We start from the raw sequence: 16,331 nt of genomic DNA, 5'->3' as shown, positions 1-16,331 counted from the left end.
GATCCGGGGAACGCGATCCTGAGATGATCGGAACAGGCGATATGGTCGACGGAGTCCGGCTCCGAGTGACCGGGGACGACGAGGAGCGGCGAGTGAGCACTGACAATCCGACCGATGTTCCGGACGTGAGCGGCATCTCGATCGGCATCCTGGGCGGTACCGGAGACCAGGGCAAGGGGCTGGCCCGGCGTTTCGCCCTCGCGGGACACACCGTGCTGATCGGCTCGCGGAGCGCCGAGCGCGCCCAGGAGGCGGCGCGGGCCCTCGGCGGGCCGGTACGCGGGGCCGACAACGCGTCCGTGGCGGCCGAGGCCGACGTGGTGATCGTGGCCATTCCCTGGGACGGGCACCGCTCCACGCTGGAGTCCCTCCGCGCCGAGCTGGCCGGGAAGATCGTCATCGACTGCGTCAACCCGCTGGGCTTCGACAAGCAGGGCGCCTACGCCCTCCCGGTCGAGGAGGGGAGCGCCGCCCAGCAGGCCGCCGCGGTCCTGCCCGACAGCCGGGTGGTCGCCGCCTTCCACCACGTCTCGGCCATCCTGCTGCTGGACCCGGAGGTCGCCGAGATCGACCTGGACGTGCTCGTCCTGGGCGAGGACCGCGAGGCCACCGACATCGTCCGGGGGCTCGCGGGCCGCATCCCGGGCGTGCGCGGCGTGTACGGCGGCCGGTTGCGCAACGCCCACCAGGTCGAGGCGCTGACGGCCAACCTCATCTCGATCAACCGCCGCTACAAGGCCCACGCCGGCCTGCGCCTCACCGACATCTGACCGTCCCTCAGACGACGAGCGCCTGCAGGGTGCCGGGACGGCGGGTGCCGTCGTAGTCGCGCCAGGCCGCGGCCAGCGACGCGACGGACTCGGTGAGCCTGTCCTCCTGGGACAGGAACGGCAGCCGCAGGTGGTCGCCGTGGCCGCCCGAGGGGTCGAAGGAACGCCCCTGCGGCACCGCCACCCCGTGCCTGAGCGCGACCTGGGCGAAGGCGCCGGCGTCGCCTGCGGGGAGCCGTACCCAGATCGTCTGCCCGCCGAGGGCGGGTTCCGCGCGCCACGAGGGCAGCCTCGCGGCGAGCTCGCCGAGGAGATGGTCGTGGCGGCGCCGCAGGACGGTGATCCGGTCCTCGCGGAGCCGCTCCACCTGCGAGATCAGCCGCGTCGCCGCGAGCTGGCCGACGATCTCACCGCCCAGGTCGTGGACGGCGCGCAGCCGCACCAGCCGGGAGATCACCGGTGACGCCGCGCGGATCCAGCCGACCCGCAGCCCGCCCCAGACGAGCTTGCTGAGCGAGCCGACCGTGATGATCCGCCGCCCGTCCCCGTAGTGCGCCAGCGGGGGAGGGGTCTCGCCGGAGAAGCACAGCTCGGCCGGGACCTCGTCCTCGACGAGCGGCACGTCGTGCTCGGCGGCCAGGGCTGCCAGGCGGCGCCGTACCAGCGGCGGCATGATCGTGCCGGTCGGGTTGTGGCAGGTCGGGATGAGGTACCCCAGGGCGGGGCGGTCCGCCAGCGCGGCGCCGAACTCCTCGGCGTCGGCGGCCGTGCGGAACAGGGCGGCCGCCTCCCGGAAGGACTCCAGCGCGCCGGGGTAGGTCGGGGCCTCGGTCAGCACGGTGTCGCCGGGCGACAGCAGCAGGTTCGCCAGCAGCGTCAGGGCCTGCTGGGCGCCGTTGGTGACCAGGATCTGCCCGGGGGAGGTGAGGACGCCGCGCGCCCGGTAGTAGGAGGCGATCCGCTCGCGCAGCTCGGGGTAGCCGGCCGGGTGGTAGCCGATGTCGTGCCGGATCCGGCCCAGCCGGGCCACGGCCTCGAGGTAGGCCTCCGCCAGGATCGGCGGGGGCTCCTCCGGGGCGGCGCAGCTCAGCAGGACGACGCTCTCGGGCGGGTCCAGCAGGTGCAGCAGCAGCGGGTTGGCCGTCGTGCCGCCGGTGTCGCCCGTGCTCGTGCCGTGTGTGCTCCCGCCGTTGACGCCGGCGATGCCGGGGGGCAGGTGCTGGGCGGCGCAGACCCGGGTGCCGCTGCCCTGGCGCCGTACCACCCGGCCCTCCTGCTGGAGCAGGTCGTAGGCGGCGACCACGGTGCCCCGCCCGACCGCCAGTGACCGCGCCAGCTCCCGGTCGGGCGGGAGCCGCGTGCCCGGGCGCAGCTCGCCGTCGTCGACGAGGGCGCGCAGCCGTGCCGCGAGCAGCACGTAGAGCGGCCCCCTGCCGGACGACCAGCGGCCGAGCCTGGCGATCAGTTCGTCGTTATTGGCTCCCATGATGAACCAATCTTGCCGGATTGGATCTGACAAGGAGCCTATTTTGCGTACATCCTTGGTCCATGACTGATTTCCGTCCGGAGACCCGCACCGTCCACCTTCCCCAGCCGCCGCTGAACGGCAGCCGTCCCATCACGGTGCCGCTCTACCAGACCTCGGGCTTCGCCTTCGACGACCCGGCCGTCTTCGCCGACGGCATGGGCCGCCCCGACGGGGCCTACGTCTACGGGCGCATGTCGAACCCGACGGTCCGCTCCCTGGAGGAGGCCGTCTCCGGCCTGGAGGGCGGCGTGGGCGCCGTGGCCACCGGCTCCGGCATGGGAGCCATCAACGCCGTGCTGTTCGGGCTGCTGGCCCCCGGCGACCACCTGATCGCGCAGAAGCCGCTCTACGGCGGCACCGCCGCGATGATCAACGACATGGCGGGCCGGTTCGGGATCGCGGTCACCTACGTCGCCGAGGACGACCCGGCGGAGCTGCGCGCGGCCGTACGGCCCGAGACGAAGCTCGTCTACCTGGAGACCATCGCCAACCCGGTGACCCAGGTCGCCGACCTGCCCGGCATGTGCGCCGTGGCCCGCGAGGCCGGCCTGATCTCCGTGGTCGACAACACCTTCGCCTCCCCGATCCTGTGCCGGCCGATCGAGCACGGCGCCGACATCGTGGTGCACTCCACCACCAAGTACCTCAGCGGCCACACCGACGTGCTCGGCGGGATCGCCGTGTTCGCCTCCGACGAGCTGTACCGCAAGGTGTGGGCCTTCGCCGGCAAGCTGGGTTCGACCCCGGACCCGTTCGCCGCCTGGCTCACCCTGCGCGGCATGCAGACGCTGGCGCTGCGGATGGAGCGCCACTGCTTCAACACCCGCGAGCTGGCCACCCGCCTGGACGCCCACCCCGCGGTCTCGACCGTGTACTGGCCGGGCCTGCCCTCGCACTCCTCGTACGAGCTGGCGGCCAAGCTCCTGCCCGACTTCGGCGGGGTGTTCTCCTTCGACCTGGTCGGCGGGCGGGAGGCGGGGGAGCGGTTCATGAGCGCGGTGCGCCTGGCCCTGCTGGCCCCGTCCCTCGGCGGCGTCGAGACGCTCATCCTGCACCCGGCGACCACCTCGCACCGCACGCTGACCGCCGAGGAACTGGCGCGGCACGGGATCGGCGAGGGCACCGTACGGGTGGCCGTGGGCATCGAGCACATCGAGGACCTGTGGGCCGACATCGAGCAGGCGCTCTCCTGACCGGCCCGCCCGTACGTCCGCCCGTACGTCCGCCCGGCGGAAGGCCCGCGGGCGACCGTCGGGGCGTCTCCTAGACTGCGGCACGGAGGTCGCCGGAACACCCCGGGGCCTCGACGATCCGCCCGCCGTGGAAGGGGGACGCGCGTGAGCGTGTCGATCGGGGACGTGGAGCAGGCCGCGGGACGTATCGCCGGGCATGTCCGGCGCACACCGGTGATAGAGGTGTCGCCCGGGCTGTTCATGAAGCTGGAGTCGCTCCAGCACTCGGGGTCGTTCAAGGCCAGGGGAGGCTTCAACAGGGCGCTGTCGGCGCCGGAGATCCCGGAGGCGGGACTGGTCGCGGCCAGCGGGGGCAACCACGGCCTGGCCGTGGCGCACGTGGCCCGCGACCTGGGCGTCCGGGCGGAGATCTTCGTCCCGACGGTGGCAAGCCCGGTGAAGGTGGCCGGGCTGCGCGCGCTGGGCGCCGAGGTGACGCAGGCCGGCGCCTTCTACGCGGAGGCGTACGAGATGTCGGTCAAGCGCGCGGCCGAGACCGGGGCGCTGGACGTGCACGCCTACGACCAGGCCGAGGTGGTCGCCGGGCAGGGCACGGTCGGCCTGGAGACGCTGGAGCAGACCGGAGGGGTCGACACGGTCCTGGTCGCGGTCGGCGGCGGCGGGCTCGTCGCCGGGATCACCGTCGCCCTCGACGGCCGGGCCCGGGTGGTCGCCGTGGAGCCGGAGCTCATCCCCACCCTGAACCGGGCCCTGGCGGCCGGCGGGCCCGTTCCCGTCCAGGTCTCGGGGGTCGGCGCCGACGCGCTGGGCGCGAGCCGTGCCGGTGCGCTCGCCTACGAGATCACCGGTGCGGCCGGGGTGGAGAGCGTCCTGGTCACGGACGAGGCCATCGTCGAGGCGCGGCGCGCGATGTGGCGCGACCTGCGGATCGCCGTCGAGCACGCCGGGGCCGCCGCCTACGCGGCGCTGCTGTCGGGTGCCTACCGCCCGGCCCCCGGGGAACGGGTGGCGGTCGTGGTGTGCGGCGCCAACACCGACCCCGCCACCCTCACCTGAGGCGGCCCCGGGGTTCGCCGGGGCGTGGGTGGCGGGTCGGGTCCGCCGGCGGTAGCCGTTCCCGGGGTCGGTGGGACCGGGTCCTTCAGCGGGTCCTTCAGCGGTAGCCGCGCTCGGGGGTGTCGGCGGCGGCCGTACCCGGGGCAGGGTTCGTCAGCGGTAGCTGTGCTCGGAGGTGGGGAAGGCGCCGGTCGTCACCTCGTCGGCGAAGGCGCGCACCGCCTTGTCCATCTCCCCGGCCAGGTCGAAGTACTTCTTGACGAACTTCGCCGGGCTCGCGGTCAGGCCCATCAGGTCCTGCCAGACGAGAACCTGCGCGTCCGTGCCGGGCCCGGCGCCGATGCCGATCGTCGGGATCGACAGGGAGGCGGTGACCCGCTCGGCCAGGTCCACGGGCACGCACTCCAGCACCACCGAGAACGCCCCGGCGTACTCCAGGTCCTTGGCGTCGGCCATCAGCTCGTCCCCCGACTGGCCGCGGCCCTGCACCCGGTAGCCGCCGAGGGCGTTGACCGACTGGGGGGTCAGGCCCAGGTGGGCCATCACCGGGATGCCCGCCGAGACCAGGGCCTCGACCTGGGGGATGACCCGGCGGCCGCCCTCCAGCTTGACGGCGTGCGCCCCGGCCTCCTTCATGAAGCGGGTGGCCGTCTCCAGGGCCTGCTGGGGGGAGGCCTGGTAGGAGCCGAACGGCAGGTCGGCCACGACCAGGGCGCGCGAGGAACCGCGGACCACGGCCGCCGTCAGGGGCATGAGATCGTCCACCGACACCGGGAGCGTCGAGTCGTACCCGTACACGACCATGGCGGCGGAGTCGCCGACGAGCAGCACGGGGATGCCGGCCTCGTCGAAGATCCTGGCGGTCATCGCGTCGTACGCGGTGACCATCGGCCACCGCTCGCCCCGCTCCTTGGCGGCGGCGATGTCGCGTACGGTGATCCTGCGTCCAGCCTGGCCGCCGTAGAGGGAGGTCGGCCGGTTGGTGACGGAAGAGGACATGTGGGACCTCCAGTGAAGTCTCGAGGCGCCCCAGTGGCGTCCCCGGACGGTTCGATGATTGCACGCGCCCGGCAGGTTCAACAGACCCGATCGGCCAGGTAATCCGCCCCCGGCACAGGGCCGTTCCACGGGCGTCCGGCCGAGGATCCCGCCCTCGTCCCGCTTCCCGCGGCGTCCCCGGCCCGCCTCTCACAGGGTTCCCGGCCCGCTTCTCACGGGGTCGCCAGGCCGTTTCTCACGGGGGTCGAGGCCCTTTCCCCGCAGGGCCCGGGCTCGGCCCTCGTCGGTCTCCCGGCCCCGGCCCCCGGAAGGGCCACGGGGTAATCCGGTGGCGGGGACCCCGGTGGCGTACGGCAGAATGCCCGTGGAGGTAAGTAATCACCATGGCTGTCGAACCTTACCGCCGCCTGCTGGCACTACCGGGCGTGCGGTCGTTGTTGCTGGTGGGAATGCTCGCCAGGGTGCCGACGACCGCGGTGTCCATCACGCTGACCCTGCACGTCGTCGACCCGAGCGGGCTCGGCCTGAACTATGTCCAGGCCGGTCTGGTGACCACGGCGAGCACCGTGGGGACGGCCGTCGGGTCGCCGCTGGTCGGAAGGCTGGTCGACGGCTACGGCCTGCGCCCGGTGCTGGCGGTGACCACGCTCGCCCAGCTCCTCTTCTGGTCCACCGCCTGGCTGATGCCGTTCCCTCTGCTGCTCGCCGCCGCGGTCCCGGCGGGCCTGCTGAGCCTGCCCGTCTTCAGCGTGATCAGGCAGTGCCTGGCGGCGCTGGTGCCGCCGGAGCAGCACAGGGTCGGGTTCTCCCTCGACTCCATCCTGGTGGAGTTCTCCTACATGGTGGGACCCGCCCTGGCCGTCGCCGGGGTCGCCCTTCTGGGCAGCGTCCCCACCATGGGCATCGTCGCCGTCGGCCTGGTCGTCTCGGGAACGACGCTGCTGGTGCTGAACCCGCCCGTCCGCTCGGCCGAGGAGCTGCGGGAGCCCGCGGCCCGCGTCCCGCGGCGCCAGTGGCTCACCCCTCGCCTGTTCGGCCTGCTCGGCACGGTCATGGCGGCGACGTTCGTGCTGGCCGCCACCGAGCTCGCGCTGGTGGCGACGATGAAGGAGGGGCACGCCAGCGAGTGGCTCGGGCTGGCGATCGCCCTGTGGTGCTTCTACTCGCTGGTGGGCGGCTTCGTGTACGGCATGCTGCCCCGGGGGGTGTCGCCCCTGGTCCTGATCGGTGGCATGGGAGTGCTCACCATCCCGATCGGGCTGGTCGACGGGCACTGGCTCTGGCTGCTCCTGGCCATGCTGCCGGCCGGCGTGCTGTGCGCTCCGGCGCTGTCGTCCACGATCGAGGTGATGACCCGCTGGGTCCCGGCCGGAGCCCGGGGCGAGGCGATGGGCCTGCACGGTACGGCCCTGCTGATCGGTATCGGCGTCGCGTCGCCCATCTCGGGTGCGATCATCGACGGCCCCGGCCCCGGCTGGGCCTTCGCCTTCGCCGGGCTGGTGAGCGTGACGATGGTGCTCATCGCCCTGCCGTTCTGGCGGCGAGGATCGGACTCCTCGACCACGGACCCGGTCGCGAAGCCCGACTCCGACGGGAAGTCGGATCTCGACTCCCCGTCCGATTCCGGCTCCGATTCTGGTTCCGCCCCAGCCTCGGGCTCTGTGGAGCAGTCGGCGTCGGCCACCACCTGACCGCCCCGACCCGACCCGACCCGACCCGCCTTGGCCCGACCCGGCCCGGCCTGGCGCGGTTCGGTCCGGCCTGGCTTGGTCCGCTCTGGCTTGGTCCGCTCAGGTCCGGCTGTTCCGTCCAGCCTGATTCAGCATGGTTCCGCTCGGCCGTTCCACCCTCTTCGGCGCACTCCCGTGTCGCGCCGGCACACTGTCCCGGCCCGTCAGAAACGGTACGGTTGCGTATCGAAAAGATGGGCGATACGGTGATGTTTCGAAACTAAGACGTATCGAAACACGGGGCAATCGTGGAACAACAACTCGGCCATCCCAGACGGTGGCAGATCCTGGGAGTGCTGGTCTTCAGCCTCCTGGCGGTCGTGCTGGACAACACCATCCTCAACGTGGCGCTCAAGACGATCGCCTCCCCCTCCCCGGAGGGCCTGGGCGCGACCCAGAGCCAGCTGGAATGGGCCATCAACTCCTACACGCTCGTCTTCGCGGGCCTGCTGTTCACCTTCGGCGTGATCGGCGACCGGACCGGACGCAAGCGCATGCTCCTGGTCGGGATGGTGCTCTTCGGCCTGGCCTCGCTGGCCAGCGCGTACGCCCAGGACCCCACGCAGCTGATCGTCGCCCGCGCGTTCATGGGCATCGGCGGCGCCGCCATCATGCCGGCCACGCTGGCGATCATCTCCAACGTCTTCCCCGCGCAGGAGCGCGGCAAGGCGATCGGCGTCTGGGCCGCGGGGGTGGGCCTGGCCGTGGCGATCGGGCCGATCACCGGCGGCCTGCTCATCGAGCACTTCTGGTGGGGCTCGGTCTTCCTGATCAACCTGCCGATCGTCGCGGTCAGCATGGTGCTCATCGGCCTGGTGGTGCCCGAGTCGCGTGACCCCAAGCCCTCCAGGCTCGACCCCGTCGGGGTGGTCCTGTCGATCATCGGCCTGGTCGCCGTCACGTACGGCATCATCCGGGGCGGCGAGCTGGCCACGATCGCCAGCGCACAGGTACTGGTCCCGACCCTCCTGGGCGTCGCCGTGCTGGCGGCCTTCGTCTGGTACGAGCGCCGCATCGACCACCCGGCCTTCGACGTCCGCTACTTCCGCGACCCCCGCTTCGCCACCGCGATCGGCATGATCGGCATCGTGTTCTTCGCGATGATGGGCGCGATGTTCTTCCTGGTCTTCTACCTGCAGATCGTGCTGGGCTTCAGCGCGCTCCAGGCGGGTGCCCTGATGATCCCCTTCGCCGCCGCGCAGCTCATCTTCGCCCCGCTCAGCCAGCAGATGGCCAGGCGCTTCGGCGGCAAGCTGTCCGCGACCGTCAGCATGGTCATCGTGGCCTGCGCGCTGGCCTCCTACTCGCTGATGGACCAGAACACCCCGATCCTCGCGCTGGAGATCGTGTTCTTCGTCCAGGGCGCGGCGATGGCCAACATCATGCCCCCCGCGACCACCGCGATCATGGAGGCGCTTCCCCGGGAGAAGGCCGGTGTGGGCTCGGCGATGAGCAACACCATCCGCCAGGTGGCCGGTGCCCTGGGCGTGGCGCTGCTCGGCTCGCTCCTCTCGGCCACCTACCGCGACCAGATCAGCCCGGCGCTGAACGGGCTGTCCGAGGAGGCCAGGCACATCGCGGGTGAGTCGCTGACCGGCACGCTCAGCGTGGCCCAGCAACTCGGTGCCCGTGGCGCGGCGCTGATCGACCCGGCGAAGCTCGCCTTCATCGAGGGGATGCACGTCACCGCCCTGGTCTCCGCCGCGATCGCGCTGGTCGGGGCACTGGTGGTGCTCAAGTGGCTGCCCGGCAGGTCAGCCGCCACCCCCGCCCCGAAGACCATCGATCACGACAAGGAACCGGCAGTAGTGTAAGGATCGCGATGACGAGCACCGAAGAGACCCCGACGACCGCCTCTCCCGCCGCCCGCCCCGCGGGCCGCCCTCGCAGTGCCAAGGCGGAGAAGGCCATCATCGACGCCACCCTTGACATGATCGGGGAGGGGATGGGTCTCTTCGAGCTGTCGATCGAGGCGATCGCGGCTCGGGCGGGGGTCGGCAAGACCACCATCTACCGGCGCTGGTCCAGCAAGGAGGACCTGTTCGTCGACGCGGTGGCCACCCTCAAGTCGCCGTTCCCCCCGCCGGGGGGCGGCTCGGTCCGCGACGACCTGATCGCCTGCATGCGGGTCTTCCAGAGTGACGCGAACGACGCGCGCAGCCGGTGCGTGATGAGCATCGCGATGAACGAGGCGGAACGGCACCCACGCCTGGTGGGACGCATCCAGCAGGAGGCCATCGAGCCGCGCAAGGCGGTCGTCACCGCCCTGCTGCGGCGCGGCATCGCCACCGGGGAGCTCCGGGCCGACCTCGACCTCGCGATCGCGATGGCGACCCTGGTGGGAACCGTCATGTGGTACATCCGCACCACGGGCGACCACTCCAGCCCGGACCTGGCCGAACGGGTCGTCGACCAGCTCCTGGCGGGCCTCGGCCCCTGACGCACCCTCCCGTACGGGGGTCAGGTGCCGAGGTGGTCGAACTCGCCGAGCTTCACACCCGCGACGAAGACGTCCCACTCGTCGCGGGTGAAGAAAAGCGTCGGCCCACCGGGGTCCTTGGAGTCGCGCAGCACGTGCAGCGCCCCGAGGTGCGCCTTGTGCCCGGTGGGGGAGGCGTCGATGACGGCCACCTCGACGCACTCGCCGCCGCTGGATCCGCTCAAAGAGGATTTGCGCCAGGTCACGCCGGTCAGGTCTGCTGCCATTGCGTCATCACCTTCGCTATCAGGTCGGCGCTCGCCCGCTCGGGCAGGGCCGCCGAGCGGACCGCTTCGTACCGCCTGCAGATCGCCGCCACGTCGCGAGGATGGTCCGTGACATTTCCTACGGCAGCGGACTCCATGAATACACTATCCAGGCTGCCTTCGACGCTCGCAATGAAGAATCCTCCTTCCAGGCCCGCGATCGCACCGCCCGTCACATAGGCGCTTTTCGGAACGATCTGGATGGAGATGTTTCTGCGTTCGGACGCGGCCAGAAGCGCGGCGAGCTGATCGCGCATGATCTCCGGGCTTCCGACACCGCGGTGCAGCACCCCCTCGTCGAGCACGGTCCACAGCGGCGGAGGGTCGTCGCGCGCCAGAAGCCTCTGGCGCTCCAGGCGTGCGGTCAGCAGCTCCTGCACCCGCTCGTCGGTCGTCCCCGGATAGGCCTCCAGGACCGTTCGGGCGTAGTCGGGGGTCTGGAGGAGACCGGGGATCAGGAGCGGGTGCCAGCCTCTTCTCCGGTCCTGTCGACGATTTTCTTGTTCGCCGCCGGATGGAACGCCTCAAGTCTTTTCGCGTCCTGGGCCAGCGTCCTGGCGGCCTCGTCCAGCGCTGGGCCGTCACTGCCGCAGCCGACGGCCAGAAGCAGTATCAGGGCACATCCCGCGACATGACGCACCCTGACAACTGTACTGATCATTCTTCTGGCGAGGGAGCCCGACGGCCGGAAACGGCCGTGCCGTCAGACGGTGGTCTCGCGCCAGCGGTTGGTGATGGGCAGGCGGCGGTCGCGGCCGAAGTTCTTGGGGGTGATCTTCGGGCCCGGGGGATACTGGCGGCGCTTGTACTCGGCCAGGTCGACCAGGCGGATCACCCGGGTGACCAGCTCGGGGTCGTGCCCGGCCGCGATCAGCTCGGCGGAGCCCATGTCCTTCTCGACGTAGTCGCCGAGCAGCCGGTCCAGGATCGCGTAGTCGGGCAGCGAGTCGGTGTCGCGCTGGTCGGGCCGCAGCTCCGCGCTGGGCTCCTTGTCGATGGAGTTCTCCGGGATCGGCGGCACCGCGAACCCGTGCAGGAGCTCGTCCGAGCGGCCCGCCTGGGCGTTGCGCCAGCGCGACAGGTCCCACACCAGGGTCTTGAGCACGTCCTTGATGGGCGCGAAACCGCCCGCCGAGTCGCCGTAGAGGGTGGAGTACCCGGTGGCCAGCTCGCTCTTGTTGCCGGTGGTCAGGACGAGGTGGCCGTGCTCGTTGGACAGGCCCATCAGGATCATGCCGCGTACCCGGGCCTGGAGGTTCTCCGCGGCGATCCCGGTGAGCTCGACCTCCTTCTCGAAGCCGCCGACGATGTCGGCGATCGGCACCGTGCGGGCGTTGATCCCCTGCCGCTCGACCAGCTCCAGCGCGTCGCTCAGCGAGTGGTCGGAGGAGTAGCGGGAGGGCATCAGCACCGCGTGCACCCGGTCGGGCCCGAGGGCGTCGGAGGCGATCGTGGCGGTCAGCGCCGAGTCGATCCCGCCGGACAGGCCGAGGACGACCGAGGTGAAGCCGTTCTTGGCGACGTAGTCGCGGACCGCCAGGACCAGCGCCGAGTAGACCTCGGCGGTGTCGTCGAGCTGATCGGCGACCGAGGGTGGCTCCGGCTCGTAGGCGTCCAGGGGGCGGGCCGACAGCTCCAGCCGTTCCACCGTGATCTCGGTGCCGTCGGCGGCGTCGACCTGGAACGTGCCGGGCTCGCCGCCGCCCTCGGGCAGCTCCAGGTCCACCACCAGCAGCTCCTCACGGAAGCGCGCCGCGCGTGCGACCGGCTCGCCGGAGGCGGAGACGACCAGGGAGTCGCCGTCGAAGACCAGCTCGTCCTGGCCGCCGACCTGGTTGACGTAGGCGAGCGCGCACCCCGCCTCGCGGGCGCGCCTGGCCACCAGCGCGAGCCGTACGTCGTCCTTCTCCTTCTCGTACGGGGAGGCGTTCGGCACGACCAGCAGCCCGGCTCCGGCCCTGGCCACCACCGCGACCGGGCCGCCCTCCTGCCAGAGGTCCTCGCAGACCGCGATCGCCACGTCGACGCCGTGCAGCCGGAAGATCGGCATCCGGTCGCCGCGGACGAAGTAGCGGTACTCGTCGAAGACGCCGTAGTTGGGCAGGTGGTGCTTGGCGGTCCTGGTCACCACCCGTCCCCGGTGCAGCAGCGCGGCGGCGTCCAGCGGGGCGCCCTTGGGCTGGCCGACCCGGGGGGCGAGCCGCGCGCGGTCGACGTAGCCGGCGACCACGGGGATCTCGCCGAGCCCGGCCTCCTGAAGCCGCCGCGCGGCCTCCTCGACCGCGGCGACGGACGCCTCCACGAACGAGGTGCGCAGCACCAGGTCCTCGACGGGGTAGCCGGTCAGGAACATCTCGGGGAAGACCACGAGGTGCGCGCCACGGTCGGCGGCGCGCCGGGTCCACTCGACGAGCCGGTCCGTGTTGGCGGCGAGGTCACCGACGGAGGGATTGGTCTGGGCCAGGGCGATGCGGAGTTGAGCCACCCGCTCATCCTAGGTTTGACCTGTGACGGCGAGGTTAACCGGTGCCCGGACTGTCTCACCGCGGGCCGGGACGCATCACCGGTGATCAGGGCGTCTCACCGCTGTTCGGGGATTCCCGGCCGCCGACAGGGACGCCTCACCGGTGGCCCGTCACGGCCGGTACGGCGGGCAGGGGCAGGACGGCCTCCACGACCGTGCCGCCGCCGGGGGACGTCTCGATCACGCAGGTCCCGCCCAGTTCGGCGGCGCGCTCGCGCATGGACAGCAGCCCGACCCCCGAGCGCGGCCCGGAGGGCAGGCCGGTCCCGTCGTCCTGGACGCGTACCGTCAGCGACTCCGCGCGCCGCAGGGAGACGACCGCGCGGGCGGCCCCGGCGTGCTTGCGGACGTTGGTGAGCGCCTCCTGCGCGATGCGGTAGGCGGCCACCTCGGCCGCGGCCGGCAGGTCCGACAGGTCGCCCTCGGTCTCCACGGTGACCTTCGGGCCCCCCTCCTGCGCCAGCGCCCGTACCGCCCCGGCCAGGCCGAGCTCGTCCAGCGTGGGCGGGCGCAGGCCGTACACCAGGTCCCTGATCTCCTGGCTGACCGCGTCCATGCCGCCGCGCAGCTCCATCAGGAGCCGGTCGGCCGAGGCGGGGGCGGAGCGCAGGCTGATCCTGGCCATGTTGATCGACATCGCCATGTCGGTCAGCGCGTGGCCGAGCCCGTCGTGCAGGTCCCTGCGCAGCCGGCGGCGCTCCTCCTCGCGGGCGGTCAGGATGCGCTCCCGGGACCGCTGCAGGTCGGCGGTCATCCGGACGGCGTGCACCACGTCGGCGACGTACGGGGTCGCCGCGGCCACCAGGCGGTCGTTGTGCGCCGCCGCGAACCTGCGCCGGCCCGGAACCCCCAGCAGCAGCCGCCCCACCGGCTCGCCGTGCCAGACCAGCGGCACCCCGCGCGGCGCGGGTCCCAGCAGGCCGACCTGCACCTGCCGGGCGCCGGGCTCGTGGACCTCGACGGCGACGCCGGTGACGCTCAGCCCGTCCTTGATCACCGAGGCGACGGCGGCGAGGGCGTTGGCGGGCTCGCTGTCGCGGACCTCCGCGGCCAGCCGGGCGGCGAGCGCCTGGGGATCGCCGTGCGTGCCGTACATGAGCCGGTCGATCAGGCGCCGCAGCCGGTGCCGGATCGGATGGAAGACCACTCCGGCCAGCAGGGCCGCGATCAGGCCGCCGATCCGGTCGTAGCCCGACAGCGCCAGCCCGACGACCGTGCCGACCGCGTACAGGACGCTGATCGCGGCGATCAGCCCGGCGGCCACGAAGGCGCGGCTGACCACGGTGTCGATCCCGTACAGCCGGTACTTCAGCGCGGAGAAGGCGATGGCGACCGGGATCAGGCCGGCCCAGACCGTGGTGATCAGCGCCCACTCGCGTTCGAGGCGCACGAACCCGATCAGCAGCAGGACGACGTAGAGGGCGAACGCGAGCAGCGGCCAGGCGATCTGGCGGCGCAGGACCGGGTCCGCCCGCCGGAAGCGCAGCAGCAGGGAGACCATCGCCAGGGCCACGAAACCGATGACCAGGGTGGAGGTCACCTGGCGCACCGGCAGGTTGTAGGGGGCCAGCGCGTCCACCGCGAGCACGTTCGGGATGACCTGAGGCCAGGGGTAGTGGGCCGGGGCGGGCGCCGGGCGGACGGTGGTGGCCACGATGTCCACCGCTCCCACCACCAGGGCGGCCACCACCACCGGCCGCCAGCGCCGCGAGGGGAGCCGGCCGTCGGGGGAGTAGAGGGGGAGCATGACCCCCAGCAGGGTGCCGCCGATCACCTTCCCCGGGCTCATGAACCAGCGCAGGTAACCGGCGACGTCGAGGTTCCCCGCGGCGGCGAAGGTGAACATCAACGCCTCGGAGAACACCATGATCGAGCACATCAGCCCGCCCGCGCACATCAGCCAGGCCGTGACCGGCCGCGAGCGGTGCGCCAGCAGGAAGGCGCCCACCACCGGGAACGTCAGTCCCGACGACATGTCGGGCATGAAGGGCTGATCCGGCAGCCACTCGGCCGGCAGGGCCAGGTCCAGCGCGATCGTGCTCACCACGAGCGTCACCGAGACCGCCGCCATCGCGAACGCCGCGACCCGCTGCCAGGAGCCGAGCAGCCCGCGCGCGAGCGGCACGGCGGGCTCGGCGAGGTACGGCTCGACCGTGACGACGCCGTCGACGGCCCGCCGGGGCACGTCGCCGACGCCGGCCAGCACCCGGCCGTGGTCGCGGGCTCGCCGGCTCATCGCTATCTGACCACGTCGCCGCGGCTGACCAGTCCCGACTCGTAGGCGGTGACGACGAGCTGGGCCCGGTCGAACAGGCCCAGATGGTCCAGGAGCTTGACCACCGACTCCGAGACCGCCCGTTCCGGCACCGCCAGGGTCGCCGCGATCTGCCGGTTGGTCAGCCCGCGGGCGACCAGCTTCAGCAGGTCGAGCTCGGTGTCGCCGAGACCGGCCAGGCCGGGCGGGGCGGCCGGGTCGGTGCGCCCGGCGAAGGCCGCGATCAGGCGGGTGGTCACGGCGGGGTCGATCAGCGCGTCACCGGCCTGCGCGGCCCGCATCGCGGTGATGAGCTGCTCGGGCGCGGAGGTCTTGAGCACGAAACCGCTCACGCCCGCGCGCAGCGCCGCGTAGAGGTTGTCGTCCGTGCCGAAGGTGGTCATCATGACGACCTTCGGCGGCGCCTCGTCGGCCAGGATCCGCCGCGCGGCGGTCAGCCCGTCCAGCCTGGGCATCTGGATGTCCATCAGCACCACGTCGGGACGGGTCTCGCGGACGACCGCGATCGCCTGCTCGCCGTTCTCCGCCTCCCCGACGATCCGGAAGCCGGGCTCGCTGTCCAGCACCACGCGCAGCCCGGTGCGGACCAGCGCCTGGTCGTCGACGACCACGACCCGCAGGCCCGGCGGGGATCCGGCCCCCTCCTCCTCGTCGCCGGGCGCCGCGTGCGCGGCCGTGCCCGCCGTGCCCGCCGTGCCCGTCGTGCCGGTCCCGGCCGCCGCCGGGGCGTCGAGGTGGACGGCCTGCGCCAGCATGTCCGACTCCAGGCGCTGCAGGGTCGCGCCCAGGTCGAGGCCGAGCTCGTCGCGGAGCAGCATCCTGGCCCGCCGGAGCGCGCCCAGCGCGTCCCCCTGCCTGCCGTTGCGGTACAGGGCGAGCGCGAGCAGCCGCCAGGCCTCCTCGCGCAGCGGGTGCGCCGAGGCGTGCGCCTCCAGGTCGGGGACCAGCGCGCCGGAGTGTCCCAGCAGGAGCCCGGCGTCGGCGCGGCGCTCGACCGCGATCAGCCGCAGCTCCTCCAGCCGTCCGGCCTCGGTCACCGCCCACGACAGGTCGGAGAACTCGGCCAGGGCGGGGCCGCGCCACAGGGCGAGCGCGGCGTCCAGGCGTTCCCAGACCACGGCGGGCTCGCCGGCGGTCTTGACGGCGCTCTCGAACCGCCAGGTGTCCACCTGGCCGGAGGAGGCGCGCAGCGCGTACCCGGGCGGGGCCGAGACCAGGACCTCCGCCTCCTCGCGCGGCGCGCGGCCGGGTTCCAGGGCGCGCCGCAGCCGCGACACGTAGCCCTGGATGGTCGACAGGGCCTGGGCGGGAGGCTCGCCCGGCCAGAGCTCGTCGATCAGCATGCTCACCGGCACGGCGCGGCCACCGGCCACCAGGAGCCGGGCCAGCACCGCCATCTGCCGCTGGCCGCCGAGGTCGAGCACCGTGTCGTCGTGACGGGCCTGGAACGGTCCGAGAGCGCGAAAAGTCAGCATTGCAGGCGTAAGGGTAGGAGTACCTGGGCCACTGTC

14 protein-coding genes are annotated in these 16,331 nt (G+C 72.5%); 6 read left to right on the top strand and 8 right to left on the bottom strand.

The window, feature by feature from the left end:
* Nucleotides 1–92 precede the first annotated feature (92 nt).
* Nucleotides 93–770: an NADPH-dependent F420 reductase gene (npdG, locus tag ACLQ2R_RS10675; protein WP_425959230.1), complete on the top strand. Its 678-nt coding sequence runs from the start codon at nt 93–95 to the stop codon at nt 768–770.
* Between the two features lie 7 nt (nt 771–777).
* On the opposite strand, the gene ACLQ2R_RS10670 is transcribed toward npdG, so the two are convergent.
* Entirely contained in the window at nt 778–2,256 is a 1,479-nt protein-coding gene (locus ACLQ2R_RS10670; protein WP_425959229.1) for a PLP-dependent aminotransferase family protein, read from the bottom strand.
* Nucleotides 2,257–2,318: 62 nt separating this feature from the next.
* On the opposite strand from ACLQ2R_RS10670, the gene ACLQ2R_RS10665 reads away from it, so the two are divergent.
* Together ACLQ2R_RS10665 and ACLQ2R_RS10660 are read left to right on the top strand one after the other, a co-directional pair.
* Nucleotides 2,319–3,491 carry a trans-sulfuration enzyme family protein gene (locus tag ACLQ2R_RS10665; RefSeq protein WP_425959228.1) on the top strand — a complete coding sequence of 391 codons (1,173 nt, stop codon included), beginning with the start codon at nt 2,319–2,321 and terminating at the stop codon, nt 3,489–3,491.
* Between the two features lie 144 nt (nt 3,492–3,635).
* The gene (locus ACLQ2R_RS10660) at nt 3,636–4,547 is read left to right on the top strand and encodes a threonine/serine dehydratase (protein ID WP_425959227.1); all 912 of its coding nucleotides are present in this window, start codon (nt 3,636–3,638) and stop codon (nt 4,545–4,547) included.
* Between the two features lie 153 nt (nt 4,548–4,700).
* Here the strand turns inward: ACLQ2R_RS10660 and panB are convergent, their stop codons facing one another.
* Nucleotides 4,701–5,546, bottom strand: coding sequence for a 3-methyl-2-oxobutanoate hydroxymethyltransferase (gene panB, locus ACLQ2R_RS10655; RefSeq protein WP_425959226.1), 846 nt, complete (start codon nt 5,544–5,546; stop codon nt 4,701–4,703).
* Nucleotides 5,547–5,929: 383 nt separating this feature from the next.
* Here panB and ACLQ2R_RS10650 point away from each other — a divergent pair, with 383 nt between their 5' ends.
* The 3 genes from ACLQ2R_RS10650 (at nt 5,930) to ACLQ2R_RS10640 (ending at nt 9,716) form a co-directional block, all read left to right on the top strand.
* Nucleotides 5,930–7,237, top strand: coding sequence for an MFS transporter (locus ACLQ2R_RS10650; RefSeq protein WP_425959225.1), 1,308 nt, complete (start codon nt 5,930–5,932; stop codon nt 7,235–7,237).
* A 287-nt stretch (nt 7,238–7,524) separates the two neighbouring features.
* The gene (locus tag ACLQ2R_RS10645; RefSeq protein ID WP_425959224.1) at nt 7,525–9,090 is read left to right on the top strand and encodes an MFS transporter; all 1,566 of its coding nucleotides are present in this window, start codon (nt 7,525–7,527) and stop codon (nt 9,088–9,090) included.
* Between the two features lie 8 nt (nt 9,091–9,098).
* A complete protein-coding gene (locus ACLQ2R_RS10640) occupies nt 9,099–9,716 on the top strand; it encodes a TetR/AcrR family transcriptional regulator (RefSeq protein WP_425959223.1) in 618 nt (205 codons plus the stop codon).
* A gap of 20 nt (nt 9,717–9,736) precedes the next feature.
* Here ACLQ2R_RS10640 and ACLQ2R_RS10635 read toward each other — a convergent pair whose 3' ends face one another.
* The 6 genes from ACLQ2R_RS10635 to ACLQ2R_RS10610 all read right to left on the bottom strand — a co-directional run bounded on the left by ACLQ2R_RS10635 (nt 9,737) and on the right by ACLQ2R_RS10610 (nt 16,295).
* Nucleotides 9,737–9,982 (bottom strand): DUF397 domain-containing protein, encoded by a 246-nt coding sequence (locus ACLQ2R_RS10635; RefSeq protein WP_425959222.1) that lies wholly within the window; start codon nt 9,980–9,982, stop codon nt 9,737–9,739.
* The gene (locus tag ACLQ2R_RS10630) at nt 9,967–10,476 is read right to left on the bottom strand and encodes a DUF5753 domain-containing protein (protein ID WP_425959669.1); all 510 of its coding nucleotides are present in this window, start codon (nt 10,474–10,476) and stop codon (nt 9,967–9,969) included. The genes ACLQ2R_RS10635 and ACLQ2R_RS10630 overlap by 16 nt, the downstream gene beginning before the upstream one ends.
* On the bottom strand, nt 10,476–10,661 hold the full coding sequence (locus tag ACLQ2R_RS10625; RefSeq protein ID WP_425959221.1) for a hypothetical protein: 186 nt from the start codon (nt 10,659–10,661) through the stop codon (nt 10,476–10,478). Before ACLQ2R_RS10625 ends, ACLQ2R_RS10630 begins: the two co-directional genes overlap by 1 nt.
* Nucleotides 10,662–10,724: 63 nt before the next feature.
* Complete coding sequence (locus ACLQ2R_RS10620) at nt 10,725–12,506, bottom strand: NAD+ synthase (protein ID WP_425959220.1); 1,782 nt, start codon at nt 12,504–12,506, stop codon at nt 10,725–10,727.
* Nucleotides 12,507–12,642: 136 nt separating this feature from the next.
* Entirely contained in the window at nt 12,643–14,781 is a 2,139-nt protein-coding gene (locus tag ACLQ2R_RS10615) for a sensor histidine kinase (protein ID WP_425959218.1), read from the bottom strand.
* Between the two features lie 2 nt (nt 14,782–14,783).
* Nucleotides 14,784–16,295, bottom strand: coding sequence for a BTAD domain-containing putative transcriptional regulator (locus tag ACLQ2R_RS10610; protein ID WP_425959217.1), 1,512 nt, complete (start codon nt 16,293–16,295; stop codon nt 14,784–14,786).
* Between the last annotated feature and the right edge of the window lie 36 nt (nt 16,296–16,331).

The sequence above is a fragment of the Streptosporangium sp. DT93 genome (assembly GCF_049844535.1).
Taxonomy (GTDB): Bacteria; Actinomycetota; Actinomycetes; order Streptosporangiales; family Streptosporangiaceae; genus Streptosporangium.
Note: the sequence above shows the minus strand (reverse complement) of the source record. Positions and strands in the feature narration are given on the sequence as shown.